A 24,044-nucleotide genomic window follows, 5' to 3' on the forward strand; every position below is an offset into this window, starting at 1 on the left:
CTCTCGGCTGGGCGGCGGAGCCGCGTGGCGGAAATGAAAAGAGCGTGGAGCGTGAAGCCGGACGTGGAACAACTAGAAATCGATGCAGCGGCCGTTCTTTTCCCAGTCGCCGTAGCGGGTCGGTTCGGGCCCTTCGCGTCCGCCCCACTCCTTCGGGGACTGCTTGCCTGTCGAATCGCCCGACGCCGGTGTGGAACCTGCGTCGGCCGGTGCGTCCGTGGCGCCTTCGTGCGGGGCTTCCTGGGGGGATTGGCCTATCATCACAGCGCGAAATCTTAGTTCCCGCCCCCATGCATGACAACCCGCAGGCCAGTTCCGCCTTGAATTTCAGCCTCCCCGACCACCGCGTGATTGCGCTCAGCGGGCGCGATGCGGCTGCGTTCGCGCAGGCGCAATTCATGAACGATCTCAAGGTGTTGGCGCCGGGACACTGGCAATGGAGCGGCTGGCTGACGCCCAAGGGGCGCGTCGTCGCCCTGTTCGCGCTGCTGAAGTTCGACGAGGAAACCCTGTGGCTGCTGCTGCCGGACGCCGACCCGGTGACCTTCGCCGCGGCGCTGCAGCGCTTCGTGTTCCGCAGCAAGCTGGCGATCGCCGTGCGCGACGACCTGCGGGTGGAAGGCGCCTTCACAGCGCCCACACAGGCGCGTGGCGACGCGCTTTCCGGCGATCCGGCCTCATCCGTGGAACTCGACCTGGGCGCGGACGGTGGCACCCGGACTTTGCGGATCCTGCCGGCATCGACCGCGTCGCACGATCCGGCGTGGATGGCGCGCTGGGCCGCGTTCGACCTGGAGCACGGCGTTCCCCGCCTGCCCGCCTCCCAGTCCGACCACTGGACCCCGCAGCAGCTGTCGCTGGAGCGGCTCAACGCCTTCAGCGTGAAGAAGGGCTGCTACCCCGGGCAGGAAATCGTCGCGCGCACGCATTTCCTCGGCAAGGTGAAGCGTGGGCTGGCGCTGCTCGAAGCAGCAAGCGCCGTGCACGCCGGGGACGACCTGCGGGCCAGCGACGCACCGCTGGGGCACCTGGTTGCGAGCGCCAACGCCGACGGCCGCCACCTTGCGCTGGCGGTGGTGCCGCTGGAGCGCGAACCGGCCAGACTGACCGTCACCGGCGAAGAGGCCCGCGAATTGCCGTTGCGTACCGGGCTGGCGCGCTGACATCCACGTACGGCCGCGGTCCCGGGTGCGCTTCGCTTACCCGGGCTACGGTCCTGTGGCGTCAGGCCAGGCGACCGGCCGCCGCGACGATGTCTTCTTCGCCCGGGATCACCAGGAAAGCGGCGCCCGCGAGCGGCGTGTAGGTATCGACGCCGACGACGCGCTGGAACGGCCGTCCGCCGTAACCACCTTCAGCAATCGCGGTAATGACGCCCTCGCCCACGCCGGCGCTGTGGCGGCCCTCGTCGACGATGATGATCCGCTTGGCCGACTTGGCCTGTTCGACGATGTAGCGCTCGTTGAGCGGCACCAGCCAGCGCAGGTCGACGACGCGCGTCTTCCAGCCGTGGTTGGCCTCGATCGCACGCGCCGCGCGCAGGCTCATCGGCACGCCGTTGCCGTAGGTGAAGATCACGAGGTCATCGTTGCCCTCGCCGTAGACGCGGCCTTCGCCGAGCGTCATGGCTTCATCCGGCTTCGGATACGTCGTGAGCCACTGGCCGTCGCCGGGTTCGTACAGGTCCTTGGTCATGTACAGCGCGATCGGCTCGAGGAACACGCTCACGCGTCCATCGACCTTCGACAGCGCCGTCAACGTGCGCAGCATCGTCGCCGCATCGTCGCCACGCGACGGGCAACCCACCACGAGACCCGGGATGTCGCGCAGCGCGGTGATCGAGTTGTCGTTGTGGAAGTGGCCGCCGAAGCCGCGCTGGTAGCCGAGGCCGGCAATGCGCACGACCATCGGGTTGGCGTACTGGTTGTTGCTGAAGAACTGCAGCGACGCCGCTTCGCCGCGGATCTGGTCGCAGGCGTTGTGGAAATACGCGAGGTACTGGATCTCGGGGATCGGCAGCATGCCGACGTTGGCGAAGCCCTGCGCCATGCCGAGGATCATCGTCTCGTCGAGCAGCGTGTTGAACACACGGCGCGGGCCGAATGCCTTCTGCAGGCCCTTGGTGACGGTGTACACACCGCCCTTCTGCGCCACGTCCTCGCCGAACAACAACGTGTCCGGATACTTGGCGAAGATGTCGTGCAGCGCGTTGTTGATCTGGATGGCCAGGTGGCGCGGCGCCTGGTTCTCAGGCAGCTTGGCCTCGCTGCCGAAGACCTCGAGGCGGCGCTGCGCGTAGTCGGCGCGTTCGGCTTCCTTTTTCACCGCCGCCGGCGTGTACGGCGCCAGCGGCGCGATCACGTCTTCCAGCTTGTCGAGCTTGGGACGGCGATCGGCTTCCTCCGCGGCGGCGAAACACTTCCTGCGCGTGGCTTCGTACAGGTCGATCACTTCGTCCTTCGACATCAGGCCCGATTCCAGCGCGATCGCCGCGGAGCGCAGCAGCGGATCGGCGGCTTCGACCGCGCACAGCTCCTCGACCGAACGCCACTCGATCTCGAAGTCGGTGCCGGCGTGGCCCATGATGCGGTTGGTCTTGAGGTGCAGGAACGTCGGCCGGCGCGTGCGGCGGCAGTGTTCGACCGCCTTCTGCACGTCACCGTAGCCCGAGGCCAGGTCGAGGCCATCGGCGAAGAAATAGTCGAGCCCGTCCATGCGCTGGAAGCGGTTGGCGATCCAGCCGGACGGCGTCTTCACCGAGATGCCGATGCCGTTGTCCTCGCACACGAACAGCACCGGCGCCGGCAATTTCTGGTACGTGGTCCACGCGGCGGCATTGAACGCGGTCTGCGCGGTGGCGTGGTTGGACGAGGCATCGCCGAACGAGCAGATCGCGATGCTGTCGTCGGGGATCGGCAATTGATGACCCAGGCGCTTGCCGGTCTCGATGGCAACCGCCGTACCCAGGGCCTTCGGCAGGTGCGAGGCAATCGTCGAGGTCTGCGGCAGCACCCACAACGGCTTGCTGCCCCACACCTTGTGGCGGCCGCCGGAGGCCGGGTCGTCCTTGCTCGCGGCGAACGACAGCGCCGAATCCATCACCGGATCCATGCCCGGCAGCTTGCGGAAGCGCTCGGCCATGAAGCCACCGGAACGGTAATGCAGGAACGCCGGATCGGTGTGGCGCGTCAGGCGCGCCACCATCGCGTTGCCCTCGTGACCGCTGGAACCGATGGTGTAGAAGACCTTGTTCTGCACACGCAGCACGCGCGCCATCAGGTCGAGGTGGCGGCTGACCAGCTGCGACTCGAACAGTTCGCGGAAGCCCTGCGCGTCGAGCGCGCTGCCTTCGAGGATGGCCTCGTGCGCGGCGGGCTTCGCATCGCTGCGGCCGTCCCAGGCCTTCACGAACTCGACGAAGTTGACGTCGCAGATCTCGGCCCGGTTGAGGCCTTTCATGCGGGCGGGAATGGGGTTGGGAATGGTGGCGAACATGTGGGTCTGCAGTCTTGGGGACGGCGCGGAGCCGTCGCTGTCGTGAGTGAAGGCGGACGGAATCCGCTCAGCGTGATTGGTCGATCAGGGCCTGCGCGGCGGCATCCGGCCCGGGCATCGGCACGAAGCCGGGCGTTGCTTCCACGCGCTGCAGCCACTGCCGCACCGCCGGATAGGCGTCCAGGGAAATGCCGCCGTGGTCGGCGACGCCGGTATAGGCGTGCAGCGCGATGTCGGCGATGCCGTACGCATCACCGGTGAACCAGGGGTTCGTGGAAAGGTGGCGCTCCATCACCGCCAGTGCCTGCCGCCCGCGTTCGCGCAGGCGCGGCAGGTCGGCGCGGCGCGGCGAATCCAGCGACGTCCAGCCGCAGATGAAACGCGCGACGGCGATGTACGGCTCGTGGCTGTACTGCTCGAAGAACATCCAGCTCAACGCCTGCGCCTTCTGCCACGGATCCACCGGCAGGAACGGCGTGCCCTCGGCGAGCCAGTGCAGGATGGCATTGGATTCGGTGAGCACGCGGCCGTCATCGAGCTCGATGAAAGGCACCTTGCCGTTGGGATTCTTCGCCAGCATCTCCAGCGTGCGCGTCGAACCGTCGTCGCTGCGCTTCTCGACCCAGCGGTAGTCGCGCCCGGTCTGCTCCAGCAGCAGGCGCACCTTGTGGCAGTTGCCCGACGGCGAGAACCCGTAGACGGTGATCACGCGACGGCCTCCTGGCGGCGCGCCAGCCATTCCTCGCGCGTCTGGCCCCAGATATCGATCGGATGGTTGTCCAGCGGCGGCGGCAACGCGCCCGGTCCGCGATTGCGCGAACCCAGGCGTCGGGCCACGGCCTGCGACGCGGTGTTCGCGGGGGCGATGGAGTGGATCACCTCGCTCCAGCCCAGCACGTCGAAGGCCCAGTCCATCGCCGCGGCGCAGGCCTCGGTGGCGTAGCCCTTGCCGCGCGCATCCGGGTGGAACGAATAACCGACTTCCGTGCCGGGCCAGCCATCCGGCTGCCACGGCCCCGCCTGCCCCATCCAGCGGCCGCTCGCCTTCTCGACCACCGAGAACATCGCGAAGCCCTGCAGCATCCACGCGCCCGGCATCTGCAGGAAACGCCGCCACGCTTCATGGCGCAGCAGCGGGCCGCCGATGTGGAGCGAGCTTTCGTCCGCGAGCATTTCCGCATAACGCTCGAAATCCCCGATGCGCGGGACACGCAGGATCAGTCGCGGCGTTTCGAGCTGGACATCGGGAGCAGCCAAGAGCGGATCCTCCGAGGACGTAGCGGACGCATGGCCGCCCGCGCCCGCGGACGGCCACGGGAACAACATCAGAACGCGTTGATGCCGGTCAGTTCGCGGCCGATCACCAGCTGGTGCACCGTCTCGGTGCCTTCATAGGTGATCACCGATTCCAGGTTCAGCGCGTGGCGGATCGCCGCGTGTTCGGTGGTGATGCCCGCGCCGCCGAGCAGGTCGCGGCATTCGCGCGCGATGTCGATGGCGATGCGGCAGTTGTTCCACTTCGCCAGCGACACCTGCGACGGCTGCATGTTGCCGGCGTCCTTCAGGCGGCCGAGCTGCAGCACCAGCAGCTGCGCCAGGGTGATGCGGCGGGCCATCTCGGCCATCTTGATCTGCGCGCTCTGCGTCGCCGCCACCGGGCGGTCGAACAGGATGCGTTCCTTGGTGTAGTTCAGCGCTTCATCCAGGCAGGCGATGGCGGCGCCGATCGGGCCCCAGGTGATGCCGTAGCGGGCCTGGGTGAGGCAGCCCAGCGGGCCCTTCAGGCCCTTCACGTTCGGCAGGCGGTTGGCGTCCGGCACGCGCACGTTGTCGAAGTACAGCGCGCTGGTGACCGAGGCGCGCAGCGACATCTTGTGCTTGATTTCCTGCGCGGCGAAACCGGGCATGCCCTTCTCGACCACGAAGCCCTGGATGCCCTCGTCGGTCTGCGCCCAGACGATGGCGATGTCGGCCAGGTTGCCGTTGGTGATCCACATCTTGGAGCCGTTGAGGATCCAGTCGCCGCCGTCCTTGCGCGCGTGGGTCTTCATGTTGGCCGGGTCGGAGCCGCCGTGCGGTTCGGTCAGGCCGAAGCAGCCGATGATCTCGCCGCGGGCCATGCCCGGCAGCCAGCGCTCGCGCTGCTCTTCGCTGCCGTAGGCATAGATCGGGTACATGCACAGCGAGGACTGCACGCTGACGAAGCTGCGGATGCCGCTGTCGCCGCGCTCCAGTTCCTGGCAGATCAGGCCGTAGCTGACGGCGTTGAGGCCGGCGCAGCCGTACTTCTCGGGGAGCGAGGAACCCAGCAGGCCGAGTTCGGCGATCTCGGGCACCAGTTCCTTCGGGAAGCGGCCCTGGTCGAAGGCGTCGCCGATGATCGGCAGCACGCGCTCGTTGGTGAAGCGCGCGACGGTGTCCTGGACGGCCCGCTCTTCTTCGCTCAGGAGGGAACGGACGTCGTACAGGTCGTAGGGGTTCAGGGCTGCCATGTTCGATAGCTCGGGCGCGAAGAAAGTCCCCAATTGTATCGACCGCTATTGCGGGGCGGCAGCCGTGGAATAGCCGAAGGCCGGGCGCGGGCCGTGGCAAAGCGACGACGGGGGCTGCGGATTGCCCAAGCCCCTATTCCCGGGGATTCCGCGGCTTCCGGCGCCCACAAAAGAACGGGGCCGGATGCGATCCGGCCCCGTCGGGTCTTGCGGTTGGCTGGACTCAGCCCTGGCTGTTGTCCGCCGCGGCCGAGGCCGTCTGGGTGACGACTTCGCCATTGACCACCGGCAGCTTGTTGCCCGGCTTCTCATCCATGTGGACGGTCTGCTCCTGGCCGTTGTAGCGGTAGGTCACGTCGTAACCGGTCACCTGGTTTTCGCTGCCCAGGCGGATCTGGCTACCCGGCTTGCTGCCCGTGCGCATGGTGCCGGTCGTGCCGTCCGGATTGCGGTAGGTCACGTTGTAGGCAACCGTCTTGCTCGAGGTGCTGGTGTCCGAAACGGTGTGGCACTGGCGCTCGGTACGGCTGGTCACCTTGCCACCGACGTGGTTGCGGTCGACGCGGTTGCCGATATAGCCACCGGCAGCCGCACCGGCGACGGTCGCGGCCTTCTTGCCGTTGCCGCCACCGACCTGGTTACCGACCAGGCCACCGATGATGGCGCCCGCCACGGTACCGCCGACGTTGCCGTCGCGTTCCGGCGCGCGTTCCTGCACGACCACGTCTTCGCAGACCTCGCGCGGCTTCGACGTCGTGCTGGTTTCCTTCACCGGCTCCGAACCGATGACGGTCGCGTACAGCGGCTTCTTCTCGGTCAGCTCCTTGACGTTGACCACGTCGGCGTACTCGAGCTTGCTGCCTTCGATCGCGGTATCGGCAGCGACATCGCCCTCGGCGCCCGCGGCAGCGGCCGGATTCGCCGTGGCGAAATCATTGGCCGCACTGTCGTTGCTGCGGAAGCTGTTGTAAGCGGCGACTGCAACGCCGCCGACGAGCAGCGAAGCCAGGGCGACTGCAAGCATGTTCTTGTTCATTGAGGCCTCCTGCTGCGGGACTCAGCCCGCGGGTTGGTTGGACGGCTGCATTCCAGCACCGCGAACCTGAACGAGCGCGTAGCCATTGCAACGAAAACCTAACGGGTATGAACGAGCTGTTCACAGCGTGATAGCGTGCACACATTCCATCGCCACCGGATTATCGCCATGGCCAATCCCCTGCTGCTGCCGATCATCGGCTGGGCCCGGAACCTGCGCCATCCCACGCTGTTCAAGATCGTGGCTGCGCTGTTCCTGATCGACCTGGCGATTCCGCTGGATGACCTGTTCCCTCCCTACTTCCTGGACGAGCTCATGCTCGGCCTGGGAACCCTTGCCCTTGCCAGCTGGAAGAAGCGCAAGGAACCACGGGACGCATCCAGTGAGCGATCGGTGATCGAAGGCGAATCGCGACGCTGACGCAATGGCGCTGGTCGACAGCCACTGCCACCTCGATGCCGCGGAATTCGATGGCGACCGCCCTGCGGTGATCGCGCGTGCGCGCGCAAACGGCGTGACCCGGCAGATCGTGCCTGCGGTCGACGCCGCGGGCTGGCCGAAGCTGCGCGATATCTGTGCCGCCGACGCAGGGTTGTTCGCTGCCTACGGCCTGCATCCCATGTATCTGCAGTCCCATCGCGACGAACACCTGGTGCAGCTGCGCGACTGGATCGAGCGCGAACACCCCGTCGCGGTGGGCGAATGCGGACTGGACTACTTCGTCGAAGGCCTCGACCACGAATTGCAGTCGCGCTATTTCACCGGCCAGCTCGAACTCGCACGCGAATTCGACCTGCCCGTCATCGTGCACGCCCGCCGTGCAGTCGACGCGGTGATCGCCGCGATCCGCCGGGTCGGCCGCCTGCGCGGTGTCGTCCACAGCTTTTCAGGCAGCCCCGAGCAGGCACGGCAGCTGTGGGAACTCGGCTTCATGGTCGGGCTGGGCGGTCCGGTGACCTACGACCGCGCCAACCGCCTGCGCCAGCTGGCCGCGACGATACCGATCGAGCACCTGCTGCTCGAAACCGATGCGCCCGACCAGCCCGACGCCGGCATCCGCGGCGAACGCAACGAACCGGCGCGGCTGCCTGAAGTCCTGCGCGTGATTGCGCAGCTACGTGGCATGGAGGCGACCGACGTTGCCGCTGCCACCAGCGCCAATGCGGAACGACTGTTCCGGTTGGATCAAGTCGCGTTGTCCGCGCGCGGATAAGCGGCGGCCCTGCATTCCGCACATGCAAGCCCGCTGGAACGCAGCTCAGCCCTTGACCTGATCGCGGCGCGGCTTCAGCAGCAATTCGAGCGCACGCCCAACCATCGCGAACGCGAACGTACCGGTGATGTGCGTCGCCGCCCCCAACCCGGCACCACAATCCAGCTTGAGCGCGGCTTCGCCACTGACCGACGGCCGCACGCCGCACACGCTGCCGTCCGGCTGCGGGTACTGCACGTTCTCCAGCGAGTAGATCGCGGAGATACCGAAGTAGCGGTCCTTGTTCTTGGGGAAATTGAACTCGCTGCGCAACTTCTTGCGGATCAAGGCCATCATCGCGTCGTGCTCGGTGCGGGACAGGTCGCGTACGCGCACCAGCGTGGGATCGGTGCGCCCACCCGCGGAGCCGCACACGACCAGCGGCAGCTTGCGCCGACGGCACCAGGCGATCAGTTCGACCTTGCTGCGGAAGCTGTCGCAGGCATCCAGCACCAGGTCGAAGCCGCGATCCAGCAGCGTCTCCACGTTGCTGGCGGTGAGGAAGCTGGGAATCGCCTCGACCTCGATGCCGGGATTGATGGCGCGGCAACGCTCCGCCATCGCCTCGACCTTGTTGCGACCGTACTGGCCCTGCAGGGCCGGCAACTGGCGATTGGTGTTGGAGACGCAGAGATCGTCCGCGTCGATCAGGCACAGGTGGCCGATGCCGCTGCGTGCCAGCGCTTCCACCGCCCAGGACCCTACCCCGCCCATGCCGACCACCGCGATACGCGCCTGCGCGAAGCGCTGCAGAGCGCCCTTGCCGTAGAGGCGGTCGATGCCGCCGAAGCGCTCCTGCCAGCGGGGATCCAAAGCGTGTGTGGTCATGCAGTCATTGTAAGCGGCGCCGGTGGCGGATCCCGCCGTCGCCTTGCTATGGTGCGCGGCGTGGCCGCGGGGGCGGCCCTCTCAAGGAATCAGCATGAGCGACCCCAATCCCGGCACCGTGGCACGCAAGGGCAATGGCTCCAGGTACCTGTTCCTGTTCCTGCTCGGCCTCGTGATCGGCGCGGTCGGCGTGGTCATGGCGCTGCGCGCCTGGGACGCGCGCAAGGACCACTTCCCCGAAAGCCTGATGCACGTACAAGGCTGGCACATGGGCCAGCTCAGCAAGGCCGTCGAGCAGAACCGCTGCGCCGCGACCGACACGCTGCCGCACCTGAAGGCACTGCGCACGACCGCCGACGACCTCGAACGCGCGTTCCCCGGCCTGGCCGACGACCAGCGCTTCGCCGACGCGGCGAGCAAGATGCGCGGCACGCTCGACGGTGCGCTCGCGTCGCCGCCGCTGAACTGCACGGCCGTGGCCGCCTTGAACAAGGACATCGGCGCGGACTGCAAGGCCTGCCACCAGGACTTCCGCTGACGCAAGCCGCTTCCGCAAAGGCAATTGCCCGCCCGGCTGTCCGCTGAACGCGACCGCGGGCGGAGCCGCAAGTTGATGGCCAGTTCACGCGCTCGCGCCTAGGTTGGGGACACTGTTCCCCCACCAGGAGCGTCGCATGAACCTCCGCAATCCCCTTCTGACCTGCGTCGCGGCGGCCTCGATCGCACTCGCCGGCTGCGCCTCGTCGCCGGGTTACCGCGACAGCGGCTACTCCGGCAGCGGCTACGGCAGTGGCTATGGCCAGTCCAGCTGCTACGACTGCGGCACCGTCACCCGCATCGAACAGGTCGGCCAGCCGACCAGCGGCGTGACCGGCGCCGTGCTCGGCGGCATCGTCGGTGCGGCCGCGGGCCGCGAGATCGCCGACGACAAGAGCACGGGCCGCCGCAACACCGCCACCGCAGCCGGCGCGGTTGCCGGCGCCGTTGCCGGCAGCGCGATCGAGCGCAACGTGCGCGGCGCGCGCTACAACGTCTACGTGCGCATGGACGACGGTCGTACGTTGACCGTCACCCAGACCGACCTCAATGGCGTCCGCGAAGGCTCGTACGTGCGCATCTACAACGGACGCGCGACGCTGCGCTGATCGCCAGGGCTTCGCGCTGAAAAATTTCGCACAGAAAACAAAGGGCCCGCAACGGGCCCTTTGTCATTGGAACGGTTGAAGCCGGTTCGTCATTTCCAGCAATCGGCCGTCGCGCCGGTTTTCCGGCCGGTGTGATCGATGCTCATCGTGCCGCACTTGGTCTCGGCCGTAGCCTGGCGTCCCTGGGGAACGATCTGCAGCGTGTAGTCCGCCCCCGGCGTGCCGACGAACGCGACCGCGTAATGATCGGACACGCCCGCCTCGCAGGTCGGTGCTGGGGCGCCCGTGTAGGTCATGTGCGTCGTGTAATAGCGCTCCAGCGACTGCGCCTGCTCGGTCAGGCAGCCCTGCGCGGCACCGCGACGCGCCTTGATCGTCGCGTACTCGTAGCTGGGGACCGCGATCGCCGCGAGGATCGCCACCACCACGACGACCATCATCAGTTCGATCAGCGTGAATCCGCGCATTGATCGCGGATGCCTGCGACCGACGGGACTCATTCCGGAAAACATCAACGCTGCGTCCACGTCAGTCCCTCAGGATTTCGCGCCAGGAGACGCGGTGCGGCGCCGTTCCGGGCGGATTGATCGGCGGATCGGCCTTGCCGCCCTGCGAACCGCCGACGACCGCGATGGCACGGCCGGGGCCACGGATGATGATCGGCTTGGTCAGCATGCCGATGCCCGGATCCATCGAGCCGACGACGACCTTGCCCGAGCCGTGCGTGAGCGTGTCCTTGTCGTCGAACACGCCATCGCCGTTGCTGTCGAAGAACGGGGCCTGCAGGCTGGTCCCGGTGAACGCATCCAGCGCGTTGAGATACCCCTTGCCGCCGGCGTCGCAGGCGTTGCTGGTGGGCGGGATGACGCTGGCGAAGAACAGCGCGGTGCCATCGATCAAGGGCCGGTTGACCACGCGTTCGCCGGCGACGGGCTTGGCGAGGTCCAGGTACCAGCCGCGCTTGCCGGCAGGCAGCGTATCGGCCGGCTCGAAGCCGCGATTGCCGGTCGCGGTGTCGACGACGGCGATCGTGCGTTCCTGCAGCTCCGACTTGGCGATCACGTCGCTGTTGTCGTCGATCAGGCCGTACATCGACTGGATGCTGTTGTCGGTCAGGTCGGCCTTGGTCATCAGGCTGCCGGTACCCGCGAACACCCAGCGTTTGCCGGTCACCGGATCGCCGGCGAGGGCGAGGTCGGCGGTGATCGGCTGGCCCGACGGCGCGGTGAAGAAGGGACGGCCGCTGAAGGCGATGCTGCCGGTGCCGCCGGTGCGGAAGTCGAACTTCCAGACATTGCCCTTCAGGTCGCCGGCGAAGACGTAGTCGACGGTGCCGTTGCCGTCCTCGTCCCAGCCGCGCGGCGAGGACAGGCCGTTGTCGCCGGCCACGCCGGTGTCGATCTCCTGCAGCAATGCGCCGGTGGCCAGGTTGACCACGAACAGCACGGCTTTCCCGCTCGCGCTGTTGATGCCGTTGCCGAAGATGGCGACCACGGTGCCGTTGTTCAACGTGGCGATCATCGGCTCGCCGAGCACGTAGCCCATGTTGGCGCCGCTGTTGCGCTCCCACAGCACGTCGCTCGTGCGGAAGCGGGTCGGATCGGTCACGTCCAGGGCGTAGACGCCCTTGCCGCCACGCCCCAGCGTTCCGATCAGGTAGTTCTTGTCGGCAGTGACCGACCGCGTGGAAACGACGATCGGCCCGTCCACGAAGTACTCGTGCGAGTACTGCGGGCTGCTCAGCGTCGCCAGCTTCGCGAAATCGATGCCCGCCGGCACGTAGGCGAACCGCTCCACGCCGGTCAGGGCATCGAAGGCATGCAGCATGCCGTCATTGGCGCCGACGAAGATCGTCTCGGTGTCCTTCACGTACATCGGGGACGAGTTCACGATGTCGCCCAGCACCGAGGTACGGTCGCGCAACTGGCCCTTGTTCTGGCGCTCCTGGCTGCGCTCGCCCTTGAGGTAGGCCACGTTGTCGGCGCTGCCCACCGGTGCGACGGGACGCGTGGACTGGTTGAGCAGGCTGGCCTGCGCGGCGGTCGGGAACGCGACACCCGCGCTGCCATCCCACGTCACGAACGTGCGGCCGCTGGTGGGCATCAGGCTTGAGGCTTTCCACGTCGGCGTGTCGGAGACACCGGTCGGCGACGCGTCGTAGGCCGCGAGTTCGCCGCTCCACTGGCCCGACACGTAGCTGGCCTGGTAGACGCGCGTGTTGGTGATGAACGAGGTGCTGTTCGCGGTCACGTTCGACGCCGAGCCCAGGCGCTCGGCCACCGTGGCGAATGCCTGCAGCAGGCCTTCGGTGAATTCCTTGGTGTTGCTCGCCACCAGGAACCCGCCGCGGCCGTTGACGCTGGCATGCCACAGGTCGTCGATGCGATCGGCGTTCTCGCCGCCGTTGATCGGATCGGGCCAGTGCTTGGTGCCGTTCTTGATCGAATCGAAGTCGTTCTTGGGATCCAGCCGGCCCTTCAGGCCGATCGAGACGCCGAAGGTCACCATGTGCTGCCAGAACGACGGATCGGCGAACGACTCGGGGACGTTGTTCTCCAGGTCGGCGCGCAGGTCGCGCTTCCAGTAGTGCATCGCCACGTCGGCCAGGGTGTCGCCGCGGGATTTTTCCGCGGTCTCGACGAAATTGTCCCGGTAGGGATTCGCCGGCTTGTAGGTGTAGTCGTCCTTGGCGCTGCCTTCGGGACGCAGGATCGTGGCGCCGTCGGTGCCGTCGGCATCGCCGACGCTGGTGTAGTCGTCGGTGCTGTTCCAGAAGCCGTCGGTGGTGAGGATGGCGAAATTCTGGCGGCAGCTGATCTGCGCCGTTCCCGCCTGCGGCCCCCACGGCCCCGCCGTGCCGGTCTGCGAGAAGTAGTCGCCGGCGCGTTGCAGCGCACGATGCAGCGGCGTGCTGTTGTTGCCGCGCGCGGCCTGCAGGCGCGCGAACCAGGTGTCCTTGTTCGCGCCGCGGAACAGGCCTTCGTCCGATCCGACCGGGATGTCGTACGGGATGCCGGTGGTGTTGCGGTTGATCGTGTCCAGGCCGATGCGCAGCTTCTCGCCGACCCGGCTCAGGGCTTCGCTCGCACCCGCCTTGGCGACCTTCATGCGGCTGCGGTGGTAGGAGTACCAGGTGGCGAAGTTGGCCATTTCGGTCGCTTCGTCGCGGCCCGTCACCGGCGTCGCGAACGTGCATTCGCGCCAGCCGTCGTCACCGTTGTTGCCACCCGCGCAGCCGGCATTGGATTCGCCGCGGTTCTTCGACGACAACTTGCCCCACTCGCTGCGCACCACGCGCAGTTCGCGGTTCACCCAGCGGATCTGGTAACGGTGGAAGTCGCCCGCGTCGGTGCTGGTCAGCACGGCGTCGGACTTGGGGACGTAATAAGTCTTGGTCGACTCGGAGAGGTCCACCTCGTCGCTCAGCAACGCGGTGTGGCGGTAGGCGTGCGTGTAGGACGTGCCGTCCGTGAAGCGGGTGCCGTCGGACTTGATCCAGGGTTTGTAGACGGTCGCGGGGTTGTAATAGATCGTGTTGTGGCCGTAGGACGCGTGCTTGATCTGCCGGTCGTCGAGGTCGCCGCTCGCACCCGTGCCCGAGTCGTACTTGTCGTCGGACAGCGCCGCGGGCATGGCGATCAGGTTCATCGAACCCGAATCGTCGAGGATGAAGCGGACGTTCGCGGGCGGATATTCGGCCTGCGACTGCAGGGGCACGTTCGGGATGATCACCGCGTAGCCCGGGGCCGCCGCCAGCGTGGCGAGGAACGTCACGGCAGCCGCAAGCAGCCGCCCCTGCAGTTGCCGGCGAGCGGCGGCACGGCTGGACTTCGAGAAGGAGGTAGACATGGATCGGCTCCGATCAGGGGACCGCATAGACGGACTGCAGCATCACTTCGGCGCGGCCTTCGGCCTGGCTGAGCGCGGTGATGCGGTAGCGGCTTTCGGTGCCGCTGCAGCTGCTTTCGCCGATGACGTTGCTGGTGGTGCAACTCGAGCGCGGCGGCACGTTGCTGGCGAGCAGCTCGACGATGTAGCGCGGGCGCGCGGTCTGCCCGCCGAGTGTGACGACGGCCTGCGGCGCGTCGTTCCAGACCGATGCGTCGTCCCACACCGGGGCCGCCGCAGGATCGGGCTTGGCGCACAGCCCCTTGGCACAACCCGAAGCCGGCAACGCGGGCTTGGTCGCCGCGAGCAGCTCGCCCTCGCGCAATGCGGCTTCCGCCGCCTGGAAGGCCAGGCTGCGGTCGCGGACGCTCGCGCTCATGTTCTCTTCCATCAGCGTGCCGCGCAGGCTGGCCAGGCCGATCATCGCGGCCACCAGCAACAACAGCAGCACGATGATCAGCGTGCTGGCGCCGCGCTGCCGCTGCGGGCCGGTCCTGGCCGCGCGCCGGGTATATGCGTTCATTGGGCGTGATTCCGGATGGTGACGATCAACTGCAGGTGGCGTTGGATCTGGTCAGCGACAGCGGGCTGATCCGCTTGCAAGGTCAGGTCCAGGCGCACGGCGACCACGCGATCCGAGGCCCAGTCCGCGACCGTGACCGCGCTGGCATCGACATAGCCGCCGGCCCCGGCGAGCAGGTACTGCAGGCCCATGTCGCGCACGCCTTCGACGATCTCGTTGTTGTCGACGACGAGCGCGCCGGCGTTGTTGCGCAGGCTGGACTGGTAGAGGGAGCGGCCGCCGTTGCCGTTCGCGCCCACGTACCAGCGCGTCATGCGCATCCGCGCGATGATCGCCGGCCACACGTCCTCGGCCTCGTTCTTGATGCCATCGTCGTCGCCGTCGCAGCCGCCGCCGGCAAACTTGCCGCGATAGCAGCCGTAGGCGTACTGGTTGCCGTTGGTCGTGCAGTTCACCGGGCTGCTGAAACCCAGGCCCTTGCTGCAGTTGCCCGGCGTGCCGGTGCCGTTGTTGTGGACGATGGTGTTGTTGATGCCGGGCTGCGCGTTGGTGACCTGGAACACCGCGACCTGGGCAAAGTCGCAGGCCAGCACGACGTCGCCGTTCGAAAGACCGTGATCGACGGTGCCGACCTTGAACTGCGCCGACGTCGGGTTGTGGCTCACGATGCTCACGCCGGCCATCGCCGACTTGAGCTCGATGGCATCGGTGCCGGCGATGCGCTGCGCCGTCGCGGTGCCGAAGGCACTGCCCGGGAACGCCTCGGTGCCCTCGTAGCCGCGGATGCCGGCCGTGAAGTCCGTGTACCACAGGCTCGCCGGATTCTTCAGCACGTTGTAACGGGGCAGGTTCTTCTCGCAGGGATTTCCCGCCGCTTCGCGCATGTCGCGCGACATCAGCTCGTAGGCCACGCGCAGGTTCTCCTGCACGCGGCCGAGGCTCTCGGCCGTGCCGTAGGTGCGGCTGGTCGAGAGGAAGACCGTAATGGTCGCGCCGGTGACGATCAGGCCCGCCACCAGCGCGACCATCAGCTCGACCAGGGAGAAGCCGCGCGCGCGGCGGGCATTGGGTGCGTGCTGGTTCATAGGCGCGTCACGGTCCTGGTCGTGTAACTGGAATCGCCCTTGGCGCGCTCATCGCTCCACTGCACCGAGATCTCGCACTCCACGCTGCCGCACACGACCATCGCGCAGGCCGATTCGCCCAGGTCCCGTTTCAGCGAGCCGATCCAGTTGGCCAGGTCGCTCATGGCCAGCGAGGTCGGATCCGGCGCGGCGCAGGTCATCGTCGTCAGGTTGTACTTGCCGATGCGCGCCGCATCGCGGTTGGCGCGCATGGCATCGAGGATGGCGTAGGTCTGCACGGTCGCCTGGCTGCGCGAGAGCGAACTCTGGCTCTTCTTCAACGTCGCCATCTGCAACGCGGCGATGCCGAGCAGGCCGAACGCTAGGATCACCGTGGCGATCAGCACTTCGATCAGGCCGACGCCTGCGGCTTGGCGGGGATGACGGAAGCCATGCCCCCGCCTCCTGCGGATTGCGGTGCTCATGGGACATCTCCCGGCGTGATGCATTTGCCCGCCGCGTTCTTCCTGCTGACGCGGATCCTGCTTCCTGCAGAAATGCTGACGGTGCTTTCGTTGTCCTGCGGTTGGGTCGTGGGCAGGCACACGCCGACGGCGGCGTTGAGCAGGCTGCCGCCCGCATCGCGCGCCATGCCGTCGGCATTGAAGGTGACCCTGCTGTTCAAGGCGGCGCTGCCGAGCAGCTGCACGCTGCCGGTCACGCTGGCGCGCCGGATGAGGCGTTCGCTGGCTGCGTACTGGCCATCCCGGTTGGCGTCGAGGAAGACGATCCAGCCGCTGGCATCGACGGCCTGGCACGAGGGGACCGCCGCGTTGGGATCCGCGCTCATGCACGCGACCGCGCGTCGGTTGAAGCGGACCGCAGCGATGCGCGCCGATTGCAGGGTGGCGATGGTTTCGTTGGCCGCCGCGCGCAGGCGGTTGCCGTTGACGACGCCCTGCAGCGCCGGCATCGCGGCAACCGCGAGGATCGCCAGCACCGCCATGGCGACCATCAGTTCGACGAGGGTGAAGCCCTGCGGCGGTAGACGGCGAGGCATGCCGGTCGCCGAAAACGCGGCCGGTCGCACGGTCGCGCCGGCGCCGTTCGTGTCGTTGGCAGCAATCGCAACTGACCGGCGTGGGAGCGAGCAACGCCTTGCCGCCATGGCAAGCGTGATCGCCTGTCCGACCTGTGCGCCCCGGTTATCCCCGTGCATCCTTTCCCCCGCGTTTTCGATCGCCCCCCGGCGATGGCCCGACCGTTCATCGGACCGACCTGCGGTATGAATTTACCGACAAAACCGCAGGAAATACCGACCAGCGGTCGGACAATACCCGTATTCGTGCGTTCTGTCACAAACATCCGGGGGGCTCGCCGCGGGCTCGGGCAAGGGGCGAGTCGAGGCAAAAAGAAAACCCGGCCGAAGCCGGGTTTCAAGAATCCTGTTCGCGGGCGAACCGCGCCGGGACTAATTACATCGGTTCGACGGCGTCAGCCTGCAGGCCCTTCTGGCCCTGGACGACGGTGAACGTGACCTTCTGGCCTTCCTTCAGGCTCTTGAAGCCCTGGCTCTGGATCGCGCGGAAATGCACGAACACATCTTCGCCGTTCTCACGGCTGATGAAGCCGAAGCCCTTGGCGTCGTTGAACCACTTGACGGTACCGGTTTCGCGGGACATTAACTTGCTCCTTGGAACGTTTGCTGGTTGAGACACGACCTGCGTCGTGTGCTGGTTCGCAAGGAGGAAGCGAGGTGCAACGATGTAGCGATCGATGGATCAACCGCATCGGGCCACGGTTCACGGTGACCCTGGCAAACACAGCGCCCGCACGGTACCCCGGGATTGGTGAAAATGCAACGACGCGGGGGCGGGCCTTGCGACACCCCTATTAGCTACCCAAATACCCGGATCCAAAGGGAAAAAGACCAAGGGAAAAGGAATGGAATTGCAGACCCTGTATTACGTACTGGCGGTAGTGATGATGGTGGTCGGAATCGCGGGGACGGTGCTGCCTGCCCTGCCCGGCTTGCCGCTGGTATTCGCCGGCATGTTGCTGGCCGCCTGGGCGGGCGGATTCGCACAGGTTGGCGGCTGGACGATCGCGGTCCTGGCGATCCTGACGCTGCTGTCCTTGGGCATCGACTTCATGGCCACGGCCTTCGGCGCGAAACGTGTCGGTGCCAGCAAGCCGGCGCTCGTCGGCGCGGTCCTGGGCACGTTCGCCGGCCTGCTGTTCGGCATCGTCGGCGTGTTCGTCGGACCGTTCGTGGGCGCGCTGCTGGGCGAGCTGGTCTGGCTGCGCCGCGTCGGCGGGCGCGAGCTCGGCCAGGCCACCAAGGTCGGCCTGGGCACCTGGCTCGGCATCGTCGTGGGCACGATCCTCAAGCTGGGCGTCGCCTTCGTCATGGTCGGCCTGTTCACCGTCGCGTGGTTCGTCAAATGAGGGCCGCCCTTGCGACGGCCCTCCTCGCGGCCGCAGCCCCTGCGCTCGCGGCAGACGCGGGCGATTCGACGCCCATCCCGGAGGCGTGCGTGGCGATCACGGTCGATGCCGACCGCCTGGCCTGCTACGACGCCGCGATGAAGCGCGGGAAGTCCGACACCCTGGCCGCCGACCAGGCCGCCAGCGCGGCGCGCGCCACCAAGGAAGTGATCCAGCAGTACGAGCACCTGGAACGCCAGACGCTGCCGCCCAAGGAACGCACGCGGCGCGTGGTCAGCGACCTGTTCCGCAAGGAATCGGGCTCGGTCTTCGACGAGCGCATCGCCAATGCGGGCAAGGGCTCGCTGCTCGACAGCCGCTGGGAGCTGGCGAAGGATTCGAAGCTGGGCACGTTCAACTTCCGTGCGTACAAGCCGGTCTACCTGCTCCCCGCGTTCTGGAGCAGCAATCCGAACGAGCTGCCCACCTCATCGAATCCGTCGCGCGTGCCGCCGCAACGGCAGGCGCTGAATAAAGTGGAAGCCAAGTTCCAGCTCAGCTTCAAGACCAAGATCGCGGAGAACCTGTTCGGCGACAACGGCGACCTGTGGGCCGCGTACACCCAGAGCTCGCGCTGGCAGGTCTACAACGCCGACCAGTCGCGGCCGTTCCGCGAGACCAACTACGAGCCCGAAGTCCTGCTGGCCTTCCGCAACAACTACTCGCTCGGCGGCTGGCGTGGGCGGATGTTCGCGGTGGGCGTCAACCACCAGTCGAACGGACGCGCCGATCCGATCTCGCGCAGCTGGAACCGCGTCGTCGCCAACATCGGGCTCGATCGCGAGGATTGGGCGGTGATGATCCGTCCGTGGTGGCGGATTCCCGACGGTCGCAACGAGGACGAGAACCCCGGCATCGAGGACTACATCGGCCGTGGCGACATCACGCTCGTGCACCGCCGCAACGACCACGAGCTGGCCCTGATGGCGCGGCACTCGCTGCGCACCGGCGATGCCTCGCACGGCGCGCTGCAGTTCGACTGGGGCTTCCCCATCAACCGCACGCTGCGCGGCCACGTGCAGGTGTTCGACGGCTACGGCGAGAGCCTGATCGACTACAACCACCGCGCCTGGTACCTGGGCGTGGGCGTGTCCCTGCTCGAGTGGTACTGATCGGCTGGGGCTGATCGCGCCGTGAAGACGCCGGCGGCGTTTTCACGGCGGCCGTCACCGCAACGCGCTCAGTCGCCGGGCTGCATGAGCGCGGGAACGCCGAGCCGCTGCTTCTCCGCCGCCACCATCGTGCGCACGTCCTCGCGCAGCTGCCGCGCGTCGAAGACGATGCCATCCTTGATCGTGTAGTCGACGCCACCGACGCGTCCCAGCTTGCCCGCGGCATCCAGGCGCACGTGGCCGGTGCCGTAGAGCACCTTCAGGTTGGCGAGCGGGTTTTCCTTCACCACCAGCAGGTCGGCCAGCTTGCCCGGTTCGACCGAGCCGATGCGGTCGTCGGCGCCCAACGCTTCGGCGCCATTGAGCGTGGCGCTGCGCACCACTTCCAGCGGGTGGAAGCCGGCTTCGCGCAGCAGTTCCAGCTCCTGGATCGTGCCGAAACCGTAGAGCTGGTAGATGTAGCCCGAATCGCTGCCGACGGTGACGCGGCCGCCGCGGTTCTTGTAGTCGTTGACGAAGTCCATCCAGCGCCGGTAGTTGTCGCGCCAGGCCACTTCGTCCTCGGTGCCCCAGTCGTAGAAGAAGCTGCCGTGGTTGGCGCGGTTGGGACGGAAGAACTCCCACAGCGCGGGCCAGGTGTACTGCGCGTGCCAGTCGGCGGTGCGCGCGCGCATGAGGTCGCGGCCGGCGAGGTAGATGGTGAAGGTCGGGTCGATGGTGAAGTCGAGGCCGAGCAGTTCCTTCATCACGTCTTCGTAGTGCGGCGTGCCCGGCGCGGCCGCCTGCGCCCACAACCGTCCGGCCTGGCCGAAGCGGTGCTGCTCGTCGAGGAAGTTGTAGTCGGCGGGGAACTGCTGCACGGTCTGCCCGTCGAACAGCGCCTCCGGCAATCCGTACCAGTGCTCCATCGTGGTCAGGCCCTGGCGCGCGGTATCCAGCACGTTTACGCGGCTGACCGCGAGCGGCGCGTGGTGGCAGGCGCTGCGCATGCCCTGCTTCTTCAGTTCGTCGAAGGCGGCCGCGAGCAGGTCGGGGCGCGCGCCGAAGCACTTCATGCCGAGCGCGCCCTTGCGCTTCATCTCGCGCACCCATTGCCGCGCCTCTTCCGGCTTCGTCATCGGCGTGTCGCGGCCCATGCCGAAGAACGCGTACGGAAAGATGCGCGGCGCGGCGATGCTGTTGGCCGCACTGCGGCGCTGTTCGGAAACGCAGAAGTCGATGCCGTTGCCGCAACCGGGATCGCGCACGGTGGTGATGCCATGGCCCAGCCACAGCTTGTAGACGTAATCGGCGTTGACGCCCTGCTCCTTGCCGCCGATATGGCCGTGCATGTCGATCAGGCCGGGCAGGACGTAGTAGCCCGCCAGGTCCATCTCGCGACCACCGGCCTTGAGCTGGGGACGTTTGCTCGCATCGATCGGCGCGCCGGGGTTGCCGACGATCTTCACGTCGACGATGCGGTTGCCCTCGATCACCACGTCGGTCGGACCAAAGGCCGGCGCACCGGTGCCATCGACCACGGTCACACCGCGCAGGATCAGTTGCGAATAGGGGCCTTCGCCGCTCTGGCGCGGCGAACCGGGCGCGATGGCTTCATCGTCGGCGGCGCCCGCGAATGCGGGCACGCAGGACAGAACGCAGACGACCACGCCCAGAAGAATATTGCGCCGCATCGTGCCGCCCCGATGGAAAGTGGCGCGAGCATAACGCCGCGATGCCAACATCGGGCAGTGCTGGTGCGCGAATCGAGAGCAATAGCAGCTCGCTACGCTCGCCTCCCCTCACCCGCCCGTTGGGCATCCTCTCCCCGCAAGCGGGGAGAGGGAATGGAGTAGTCCTAGCGTCGCAGCATTGGACCCTGGGACCGTTTGGTTTTCTCTTCTCCCCGCTTGCGGGGAGAAGATGCCCGAAGGGCAGATGAGGGGCACGAGCGCAGCGAGCCTGCTTCAACCAGCCGTCGCCCCCAACGAACCTCAGGCCACCACCACCGGAATCTTGCCGATCTTCGCCTGCCATTCCTTCGGCCCGGTGTTGTGCACCGAGCTGCCCTGCGAATCGACCGCGACGGTGACCGGCATGTCCTGCACTTTGAACTCGTAGATCGCTTCCATACCCAGGTCGGCGAAGCCGACGACCTTGGCGGCCTTGATCGCCTTCGACACCAGGTAGGCGGCGCCGCCGACGGCCATCAGGTACGCGGACCGGTGCTTCTTGATCGCCTCGATCGCGGTGGGGCCGCGCTCGGCCTTGCCGACCATGCCCATCAGGCCAGTCTGCGCCAGCACCTGCTCGGTGAACTTGTCCATGCGCGTCGCGGTGGTCGGGCCGGCGGGGCCGACAACTTCGTCGCGCACCGGATCGACCGGGCCGACGTAGTAGATGAAGCGACCCTTGAGGTCGACCGGAAGCGGCTCGCCCTTGTTGAGCATGTCGACCATGCGCTTGTGCGCGGCGTCGCGACCGGTGAGCAGCTTGCCGTTGAGTAGCAGCACTTCGCCCGGCTTCCACGACGCGACTTCTTCCTTGGTCAGCGTGTCGAGGTTGACGCGGCGGCCCTTGGAGGCGTCGTACGTCAGCTGCGGCCAATCGGCCAGCGACGGCGGATCCAGCATCACCGCACCGCTGCCATCGAGGGTGAAGTGCGCGTGGCGCGTGGCGGCACAGTTCGGAATCAGTGCGACCGGCAGGTTGGCGGCGTGGGTCGGGTAGTCCTTGACCTTGATGTCGAGCACGGTGGTCAGGCCGCCCAGGCCCTGCGCGCCGATGCCGAGCGCGTTGACCTTCTCGTACAGCTCCAGGCGCAGCTCCTCGGCACGGTTCGATGCGCCGCGCGCCTGCAGCTCGGTGATGTCGATCGGCTCCATCAGCGCTTCCTTCGCGAGCAGCATCGCCTTCTCGGCGGTGCCGCCGATGCCGATGCCGAGCATGCCCGGCGGACACCAGCCGGCACCCATGGTCGGCACGGTCTTGAGCACCCAGTCGACGATCGAGTCGGACGGGTTGAGCATGGCGAACTTCGACTTGGCTTCCGAACCGCCGCCCTTCGCGGCGACGATCACGTCGACGGTATTGCCCGGCACGACCTTCACGTTGACCACGCCCGGGGTGTTGTCCTTCGTGTTGGTGCGCTTGCCCGCCGGGTCGGCCAGCACCGAGGCGCGCAGCTTGTTGTCCGGGTGGTTGTAGGCGCGGCGCACGCCTTCGTGGACCATGTCCTCCACGCCCATCGTGGCGTCGTCCCAGCGCACGTTCATGCCGATCTCGAGGAACACGGTGACGATGCCGGTGTCCTGGCAGATCGGGCGGTGGCCCTCGGCGCACATGCGCGAGTTGATCAGGATCTGGGCGATCGCGTCCTTGGCGGCCGGCGACTCCTCGCGCTCGTAGGCGGCGGCGAGATTCTTGATGTAGTCGACCGGGTGGTAGTACGAGATGTACTGCAGGGCGTCGGCGACGGACTGGATCAGGTCTTCCTGCTTGATGGAGACAGGAGCGGACGAAGCGGGCTTGCTGGAGTTCACGGGCTGCCGGTGGGTAGCGGGCGGAGTCCGCCATTTTAGGCCACCGCCCAAGCCGGGGTCCGGTCGTCGCTGGAAACGATGTGGCCCGGGACCCGTTCCGCCGGGCGCCCTGCCGCGGCAGCGTGCGAGGACGCGGGACCCGCGAGCGCCCGCCCCGGCGGGCGGGCGTCGCGGCTTGCGGTCAATCCACCGGTTGCAGGATCCGCGGGTAGATGTACTCCGCGGTCATCTCGCCCTGCACCCCGCCCGCCTGGCAGCCTTCCAGGAAATGGATGCCCGCGTACACGCGCGAGCGGCCCACCTCGTTGAGGGCATTGCTGAGCGAACTGTAGGTGCGCGTGATCGCCTTGGCCGGAACCCCCGGCAGCCCGGCCGGCCACATCTGGTTGGCCAAGGGCAACGCAGGCACGTTGACGGTGCGGGTGAACGGCGCGTGGTTGGTGCCCAGCACCAACCGCAACGCGCCGGTGGCCGCGCCCGCCGCACCGGTCGAGCCGCACGGATAGTCCGGATACGGCGGGATCGTGATGAAAGGAAGCCAGGACGGATCGGACTGCGTATTCGGGTTGCCGTCGCTGGCCCAGCGGATCGCCGTCACCGGCCGCCAGAATGTGTACCAGTACTTGCTTTCGGCATTGGCGATGCCGGCATCGGCCATCGACACGCTCATCAGCGCCAGCGCACGGGCCTGGCCCCAGGCATCGAGGTTGAAACCGGGCAGGATCAGGCGTGCATTCGCCTGCCAGTCGACACCGCCGTGGTACCAGAAACGTGCGATGTCGCTCTGCGGCGAGTCCGGCCGCGCACCGCGCGTGCGCGCATCGCCCAGATCCTTGACCTGGTTGTACGCGTCCGCATAGGCATCACTGGACAGGTCGAAGATCTCGCCCGGCGGCACGCGGAACTGGGTCGCGCTCTGCACCACGAATGGCCTCGTCGCCGACCAGTGGTTGAATTGCGGCGCCGCCGAACCGAATGGCACGGTCGACACGTACACGCCGGCAGCGGGCACCGCGGTATAGGCCGGCGTGTGCGGCGAGCCCGAGCCATCGTTGAGCCGTGCCGTGAGGATCGCCCTGGCCGCGGCCCGGCCTGCGGCCACGCCGTCGTTTTCCGCGGTGCCGTCGGGAATCGCGTTGAGCGCGGCGATGTAGGCGGCGACCACCGCGTTGCGGGCCGCGGTATTGGCTACGGGCACCAG

The 24,044-nt window shown here is 67.4% G+C and carries 24 protein-coding genes; 7 read left to right on the forward strand and 17 right to left on the reverse strand.

The genetic code is table 11. From position 1 onward, the window contains the following. Window positions 1–72: 72 nt before the first annotated feature. The gene (locus H8B22_RS01435; RefSeq protein ID WP_187712382.1) at window positions 73–261 is read right to left on the reverse strand and encodes a DUF1674 domain-containing protein; all 189 of its coding nucleotides are present in this window, start codon (window positions 259–261) and stop codon (window positions 73–75) included. 137 nt (window positions 262–398) lie between these two features. Between H8B22_RS01435 and ygfZ the strand changes: the two genes are divergently transcribed. Next, entirely contained in the window at window positions 399–1,163 is a 765-nt protein-coding gene (ygfZ, locus tag H8B22_RS01440; protein ID WP_225876242.1) for a CAF17-like 4Fe-4S cluster assembly/insertion protein YgfZ, read from the forward strand. Between the two features lie 61 nt (window positions 1,164–1,224). Here the strand turns inward: ygfZ and H8B22_RS01445 are convergent, their stop codons facing one another. The 5 genes from H8B22_RS01445 to H8B22_RS01465 all read right to left on the reverse strand — a co-directional run bounded on the left by H8B22_RS01445 (window position 1,225) and on the right by H8B22_RS01465 (window position 7,023). Next, on the reverse strand, window positions 1,225–3,495 hold the full coding sequence (locus tag H8B22_RS01445; protein WP_187712384.1) for a thiamine pyrophosphate-dependent enzyme: 2,271 nt from the start codon (window positions 3,493–3,495) through the stop codon (window positions 1,225–1,227). Window positions 3,496–3,562: 67 nt separating this feature from the next. Then, window positions 3,563–4,234 carry a glutathione S-transferase family protein gene (locus tag H8B22_RS01450; RefSeq protein ID WP_187712385.1) on the reverse strand — a complete coding sequence of 224 codons (672 nt, stop codon included), beginning with the start codon at window positions 4,232–4,234 and terminating at the stop codon, window positions 3,563–3,565. Beyond that, window positions 4,201–4,752, reverse strand: a complete 552-nt coding sequence (locus H8B22_RS01455; RefSeq protein WP_225876243.1) for a GNAT family N-acetyltransferase — start codon at window positions 4,750–4,752, stop codon at window positions 4,201–4,203. Before H8B22_RS01455 ends, H8B22_RS01450 begins: the two co-directional genes overlap by 34 nt. A gap of 68 nt (window positions 4,753–4,820) precedes the next feature. Further along, complete coding sequence (locus tag H8B22_RS01460; RefSeq protein ID WP_187712387.1) at window positions 4,821–5,987, reverse strand: acyl-CoA dehydrogenase family protein; 1,167 nt, start codon at window positions 5,985–5,987, stop codon at window positions 4,821–4,823. Window positions 5,988–6,210: 223 nt separating this feature from the next. Beyond that, window positions 6,211–7,023, reverse strand: a complete 813-nt coding sequence (locus H8B22_RS01465) for a glycine zipper 2TM domain-containing protein (RefSeq protein ID WP_187712388.1) — start codon at window positions 7,021–7,023, stop codon at window positions 6,211–6,213. A 168-nt stretch (window positions 7,024–7,191) separates the two neighbouring features. Here H8B22_RS01465 and H8B22_RS01470 point away from each other — a divergent pair, with 168 nt between their 5' ends. Both H8B22_RS01470 and H8B22_RS01475 read left to right on the forward strand, forming a co-directional pair. After that, window positions 7,192–7,443, forward strand: coding sequence for a DUF6116 family protein (locus tag H8B22_RS01470; protein ID WP_187712389.1), 252 nt, complete (start codon window positions 7,192–7,194; stop codon window positions 7,441–7,443). Window positions 7,444–7,447: 4 nt separating this feature from the next. After that, window positions 7,448–8,236, forward strand: a complete 789-nt coding sequence (locus tag H8B22_RS01475; RefSeq protein WP_187712390.1) for a TatD family hydrolase — start codon at window positions 7,448–7,450, stop codon at window positions 8,234–8,236. Between the two features lie 45 nt (window positions 8,237–8,281). Here H8B22_RS01475 and tcdA read toward each other — a convergent pair whose 3' ends face one another. Then, window positions 8,282–9,103 (reverse strand): tRNA cyclic N6-threonylcarbamoyladenosine(37) synthase TcdA, encoded by an 822-nt coding sequence (gene tcdA, locus H8B22_RS01480; RefSeq protein WP_407060818.1) that lies wholly within the window; start codon window positions 9,101–9,103, stop codon window positions 8,282–8,284. Window positions 9,104–9,197: 94 nt separating this feature from the next. Between tcdA and H8B22_RS01485 the strand changes: the two genes are divergently transcribed. Together H8B22_RS01485 and H8B22_RS01490 are read left to right on the forward strand one after the other, a co-directional pair. Next, entirely contained in the window at window positions 9,198–9,641 is a 444-nt protein-coding gene (locus H8B22_RS01485; protein ID WP_187712391.1) for a hypothetical protein, read from the forward strand. A gap of 136 nt (window positions 9,642–9,777) precedes the next feature. Beyond that, window positions 9,778–10,248: a glycine zipper 2TM domain-containing protein gene (locus H8B22_RS01490; RefSeq protein WP_187712392.1), complete on the forward strand. Its 471-nt coding sequence runs from the start codon at window positions 9,778–9,780 to the stop codon at window positions 10,246–10,248. Window positions 10,249–10,337: 89 nt separating this feature from the next. Here H8B22_RS01490 and H8B22_RS01495 read toward each other — a convergent pair whose 3' ends face one another. The 7 genes from H8B22_RS01495 to H8B22_RS01525 form a co-directional block, all read right to left on the reverse strand. Further along, window positions 10,338–10,715 carry a type IV pilin protein gene (locus H8B22_RS01495; RefSeq protein ID WP_208456917.1) on the reverse strand — a complete coding sequence of 126 codons (378 nt, stop codon included), beginning with the start codon at window positions 10,713–10,715 and terminating at the stop codon, window positions 10,338–10,340. 61 nt (window positions 10,716–10,776) lie between these two features. Further along, a complete protein-coding gene (locus tag H8B22_RS01500; RefSeq protein ID WP_187712393.1) occupies window positions 10,777–14,097 on the reverse strand; it encodes a pilus assembly protein in 3,321 nt (1,106 codons plus the stop codon). A 13-nt stretch (window positions 14,098–14,110) separates the two neighbouring features. Beyond that, window positions 14,111–14,659, reverse strand: a complete 549-nt coding sequence (locus tag H8B22_RS01505) for a pilus assembly PilX family protein (RefSeq protein WP_187712394.1) — start codon at window positions 14,657–14,659, stop codon at window positions 14,111–14,113. After that, on the reverse strand, window positions 14,656–15,744 hold the full coding sequence (locus H8B22_RS01510) for a PilW family protein (RefSeq protein WP_187713475.1): 1,089 nt from the start codon (window positions 15,742–15,744) through the stop codon (window positions 14,656–14,658). Before H8B22_RS01510 ends, H8B22_RS01505 begins: the two co-directional genes overlap by 4 nt. Then, window positions 15,741–16,208 carry a type IV pilus modification protein PilV gene (pilV, locus tag H8B22_RS01515; protein WP_187712395.1) on the reverse strand — a complete coding sequence of 156 codons (468 nt, stop codon included), beginning with the start codon at window positions 16,206–16,208 and terminating at the stop codon, window positions 15,741–15,743. Before pilV ends, H8B22_RS01510 begins: the two co-directional genes overlap by 4 nt. Beyond that, window positions 16,205–16,942 carry a GspH/FimT family pseudopilin gene (locus tag H8B22_RS01520; protein WP_187712396.1) on the reverse strand — a complete coding sequence of 246 codons (738 nt, stop codon included), beginning with the start codon at window positions 16,940–16,942 and terminating at the stop codon, window positions 16,205–16,207. The genes pilV and H8B22_RS01520 overlap by 4 nt, the downstream gene beginning before the upstream one ends. A gap of 256 nt (window positions 16,943–17,198) precedes the next feature. Then, window positions 17,199–17,405 carry a cold-shock protein gene (locus H8B22_RS01525; RefSeq protein WP_187712397.1) on the reverse strand — a complete coding sequence of 69 codons (207 nt, stop codon included), beginning with the start codon at window positions 17,403–17,405 and terminating at the stop codon, window positions 17,199–17,201. 262 nt (window positions 17,406–17,667) lie between these two features. Here H8B22_RS01525 and H8B22_RS01530 point away from each other — a divergent pair, with 262 nt between their 5' ends. Both H8B22_RS01530 and H8B22_RS01535 read left to right on the forward strand, forming a co-directional pair. Continuing rightward, window positions 17,668–18,171, forward strand: a complete 504-nt coding sequence (locus H8B22_RS01530) for a DUF456 domain-containing protein (RefSeq protein WP_187712398.1) — start codon at window positions 17,668–17,670, stop codon at window positions 18,169–18,171. Continuing rightward, on the forward strand, window positions 18,168–19,322 hold the full coding sequence (locus H8B22_RS01535; protein WP_187712399.1) for a phospholipase A: 1,155 nt from the start codon (window positions 18,168–18,170) through the stop codon (window positions 19,320–19,322). Before H8B22_RS01530 ends, H8B22_RS01535 begins: the two co-directional genes overlap by 4 nt. Window positions 19,323–19,390: 68 nt before the next feature. Here H8B22_RS01535 and H8B22_RS01540 read toward each other — a convergent pair whose 3' ends face one another. The 3 genes from H8B22_RS01540 to H8B22_RS01550 all read right to left on the reverse strand — a co-directional run bounded on the left by H8B22_RS01540 (window position 19,391) and on the right by H8B22_RS01550 (window position 24,041). Continuing rightward, window positions 19,391–20,947, reverse strand: coding sequence for an amidohydrolase family protein (locus H8B22_RS01540; RefSeq protein WP_225876244.1), 1,557 nt, complete (start codon window positions 20,945–20,947; stop codon window positions 19,391–19,393). Window positions 20,948–21,295: 348 nt separating this feature from the next. Continuing rightward, window positions 21,296–22,843 (reverse strand): fumarate hydratase, encoded by a 1,548-nt coding sequence (locus tag H8B22_RS01545; RefSeq protein ID WP_187712401.1) that lies wholly within the window; start codon window positions 22,841–22,843, stop codon window positions 21,296–21,298. Between the two features lie 181 nt (window positions 22,844–23,024). Then, window positions 23,025–24,041: a vanadium-dependent haloperoxidase gene (locus H8B22_RS01550; protein WP_187712402.1), complete on the reverse strand. Its 1,017-nt coding sequence runs from the start codon at window positions 24,039–24,041 to the stop codon at window positions 23,025–23,027. Between the last annotated feature and the right edge of the window lie 3 nt (window positions 24,042–24,044).

The sequence above is a fragment of the Lysobacter terrestris genome (genome assembly GCF_014489475.1).
GTDB lineage: Bacteria > Pseudomonadota > Gammaproteobacteria > Xanthomonadales > Xanthomonadaceae > Agrilutibacter > Agrilutibacter terrestris.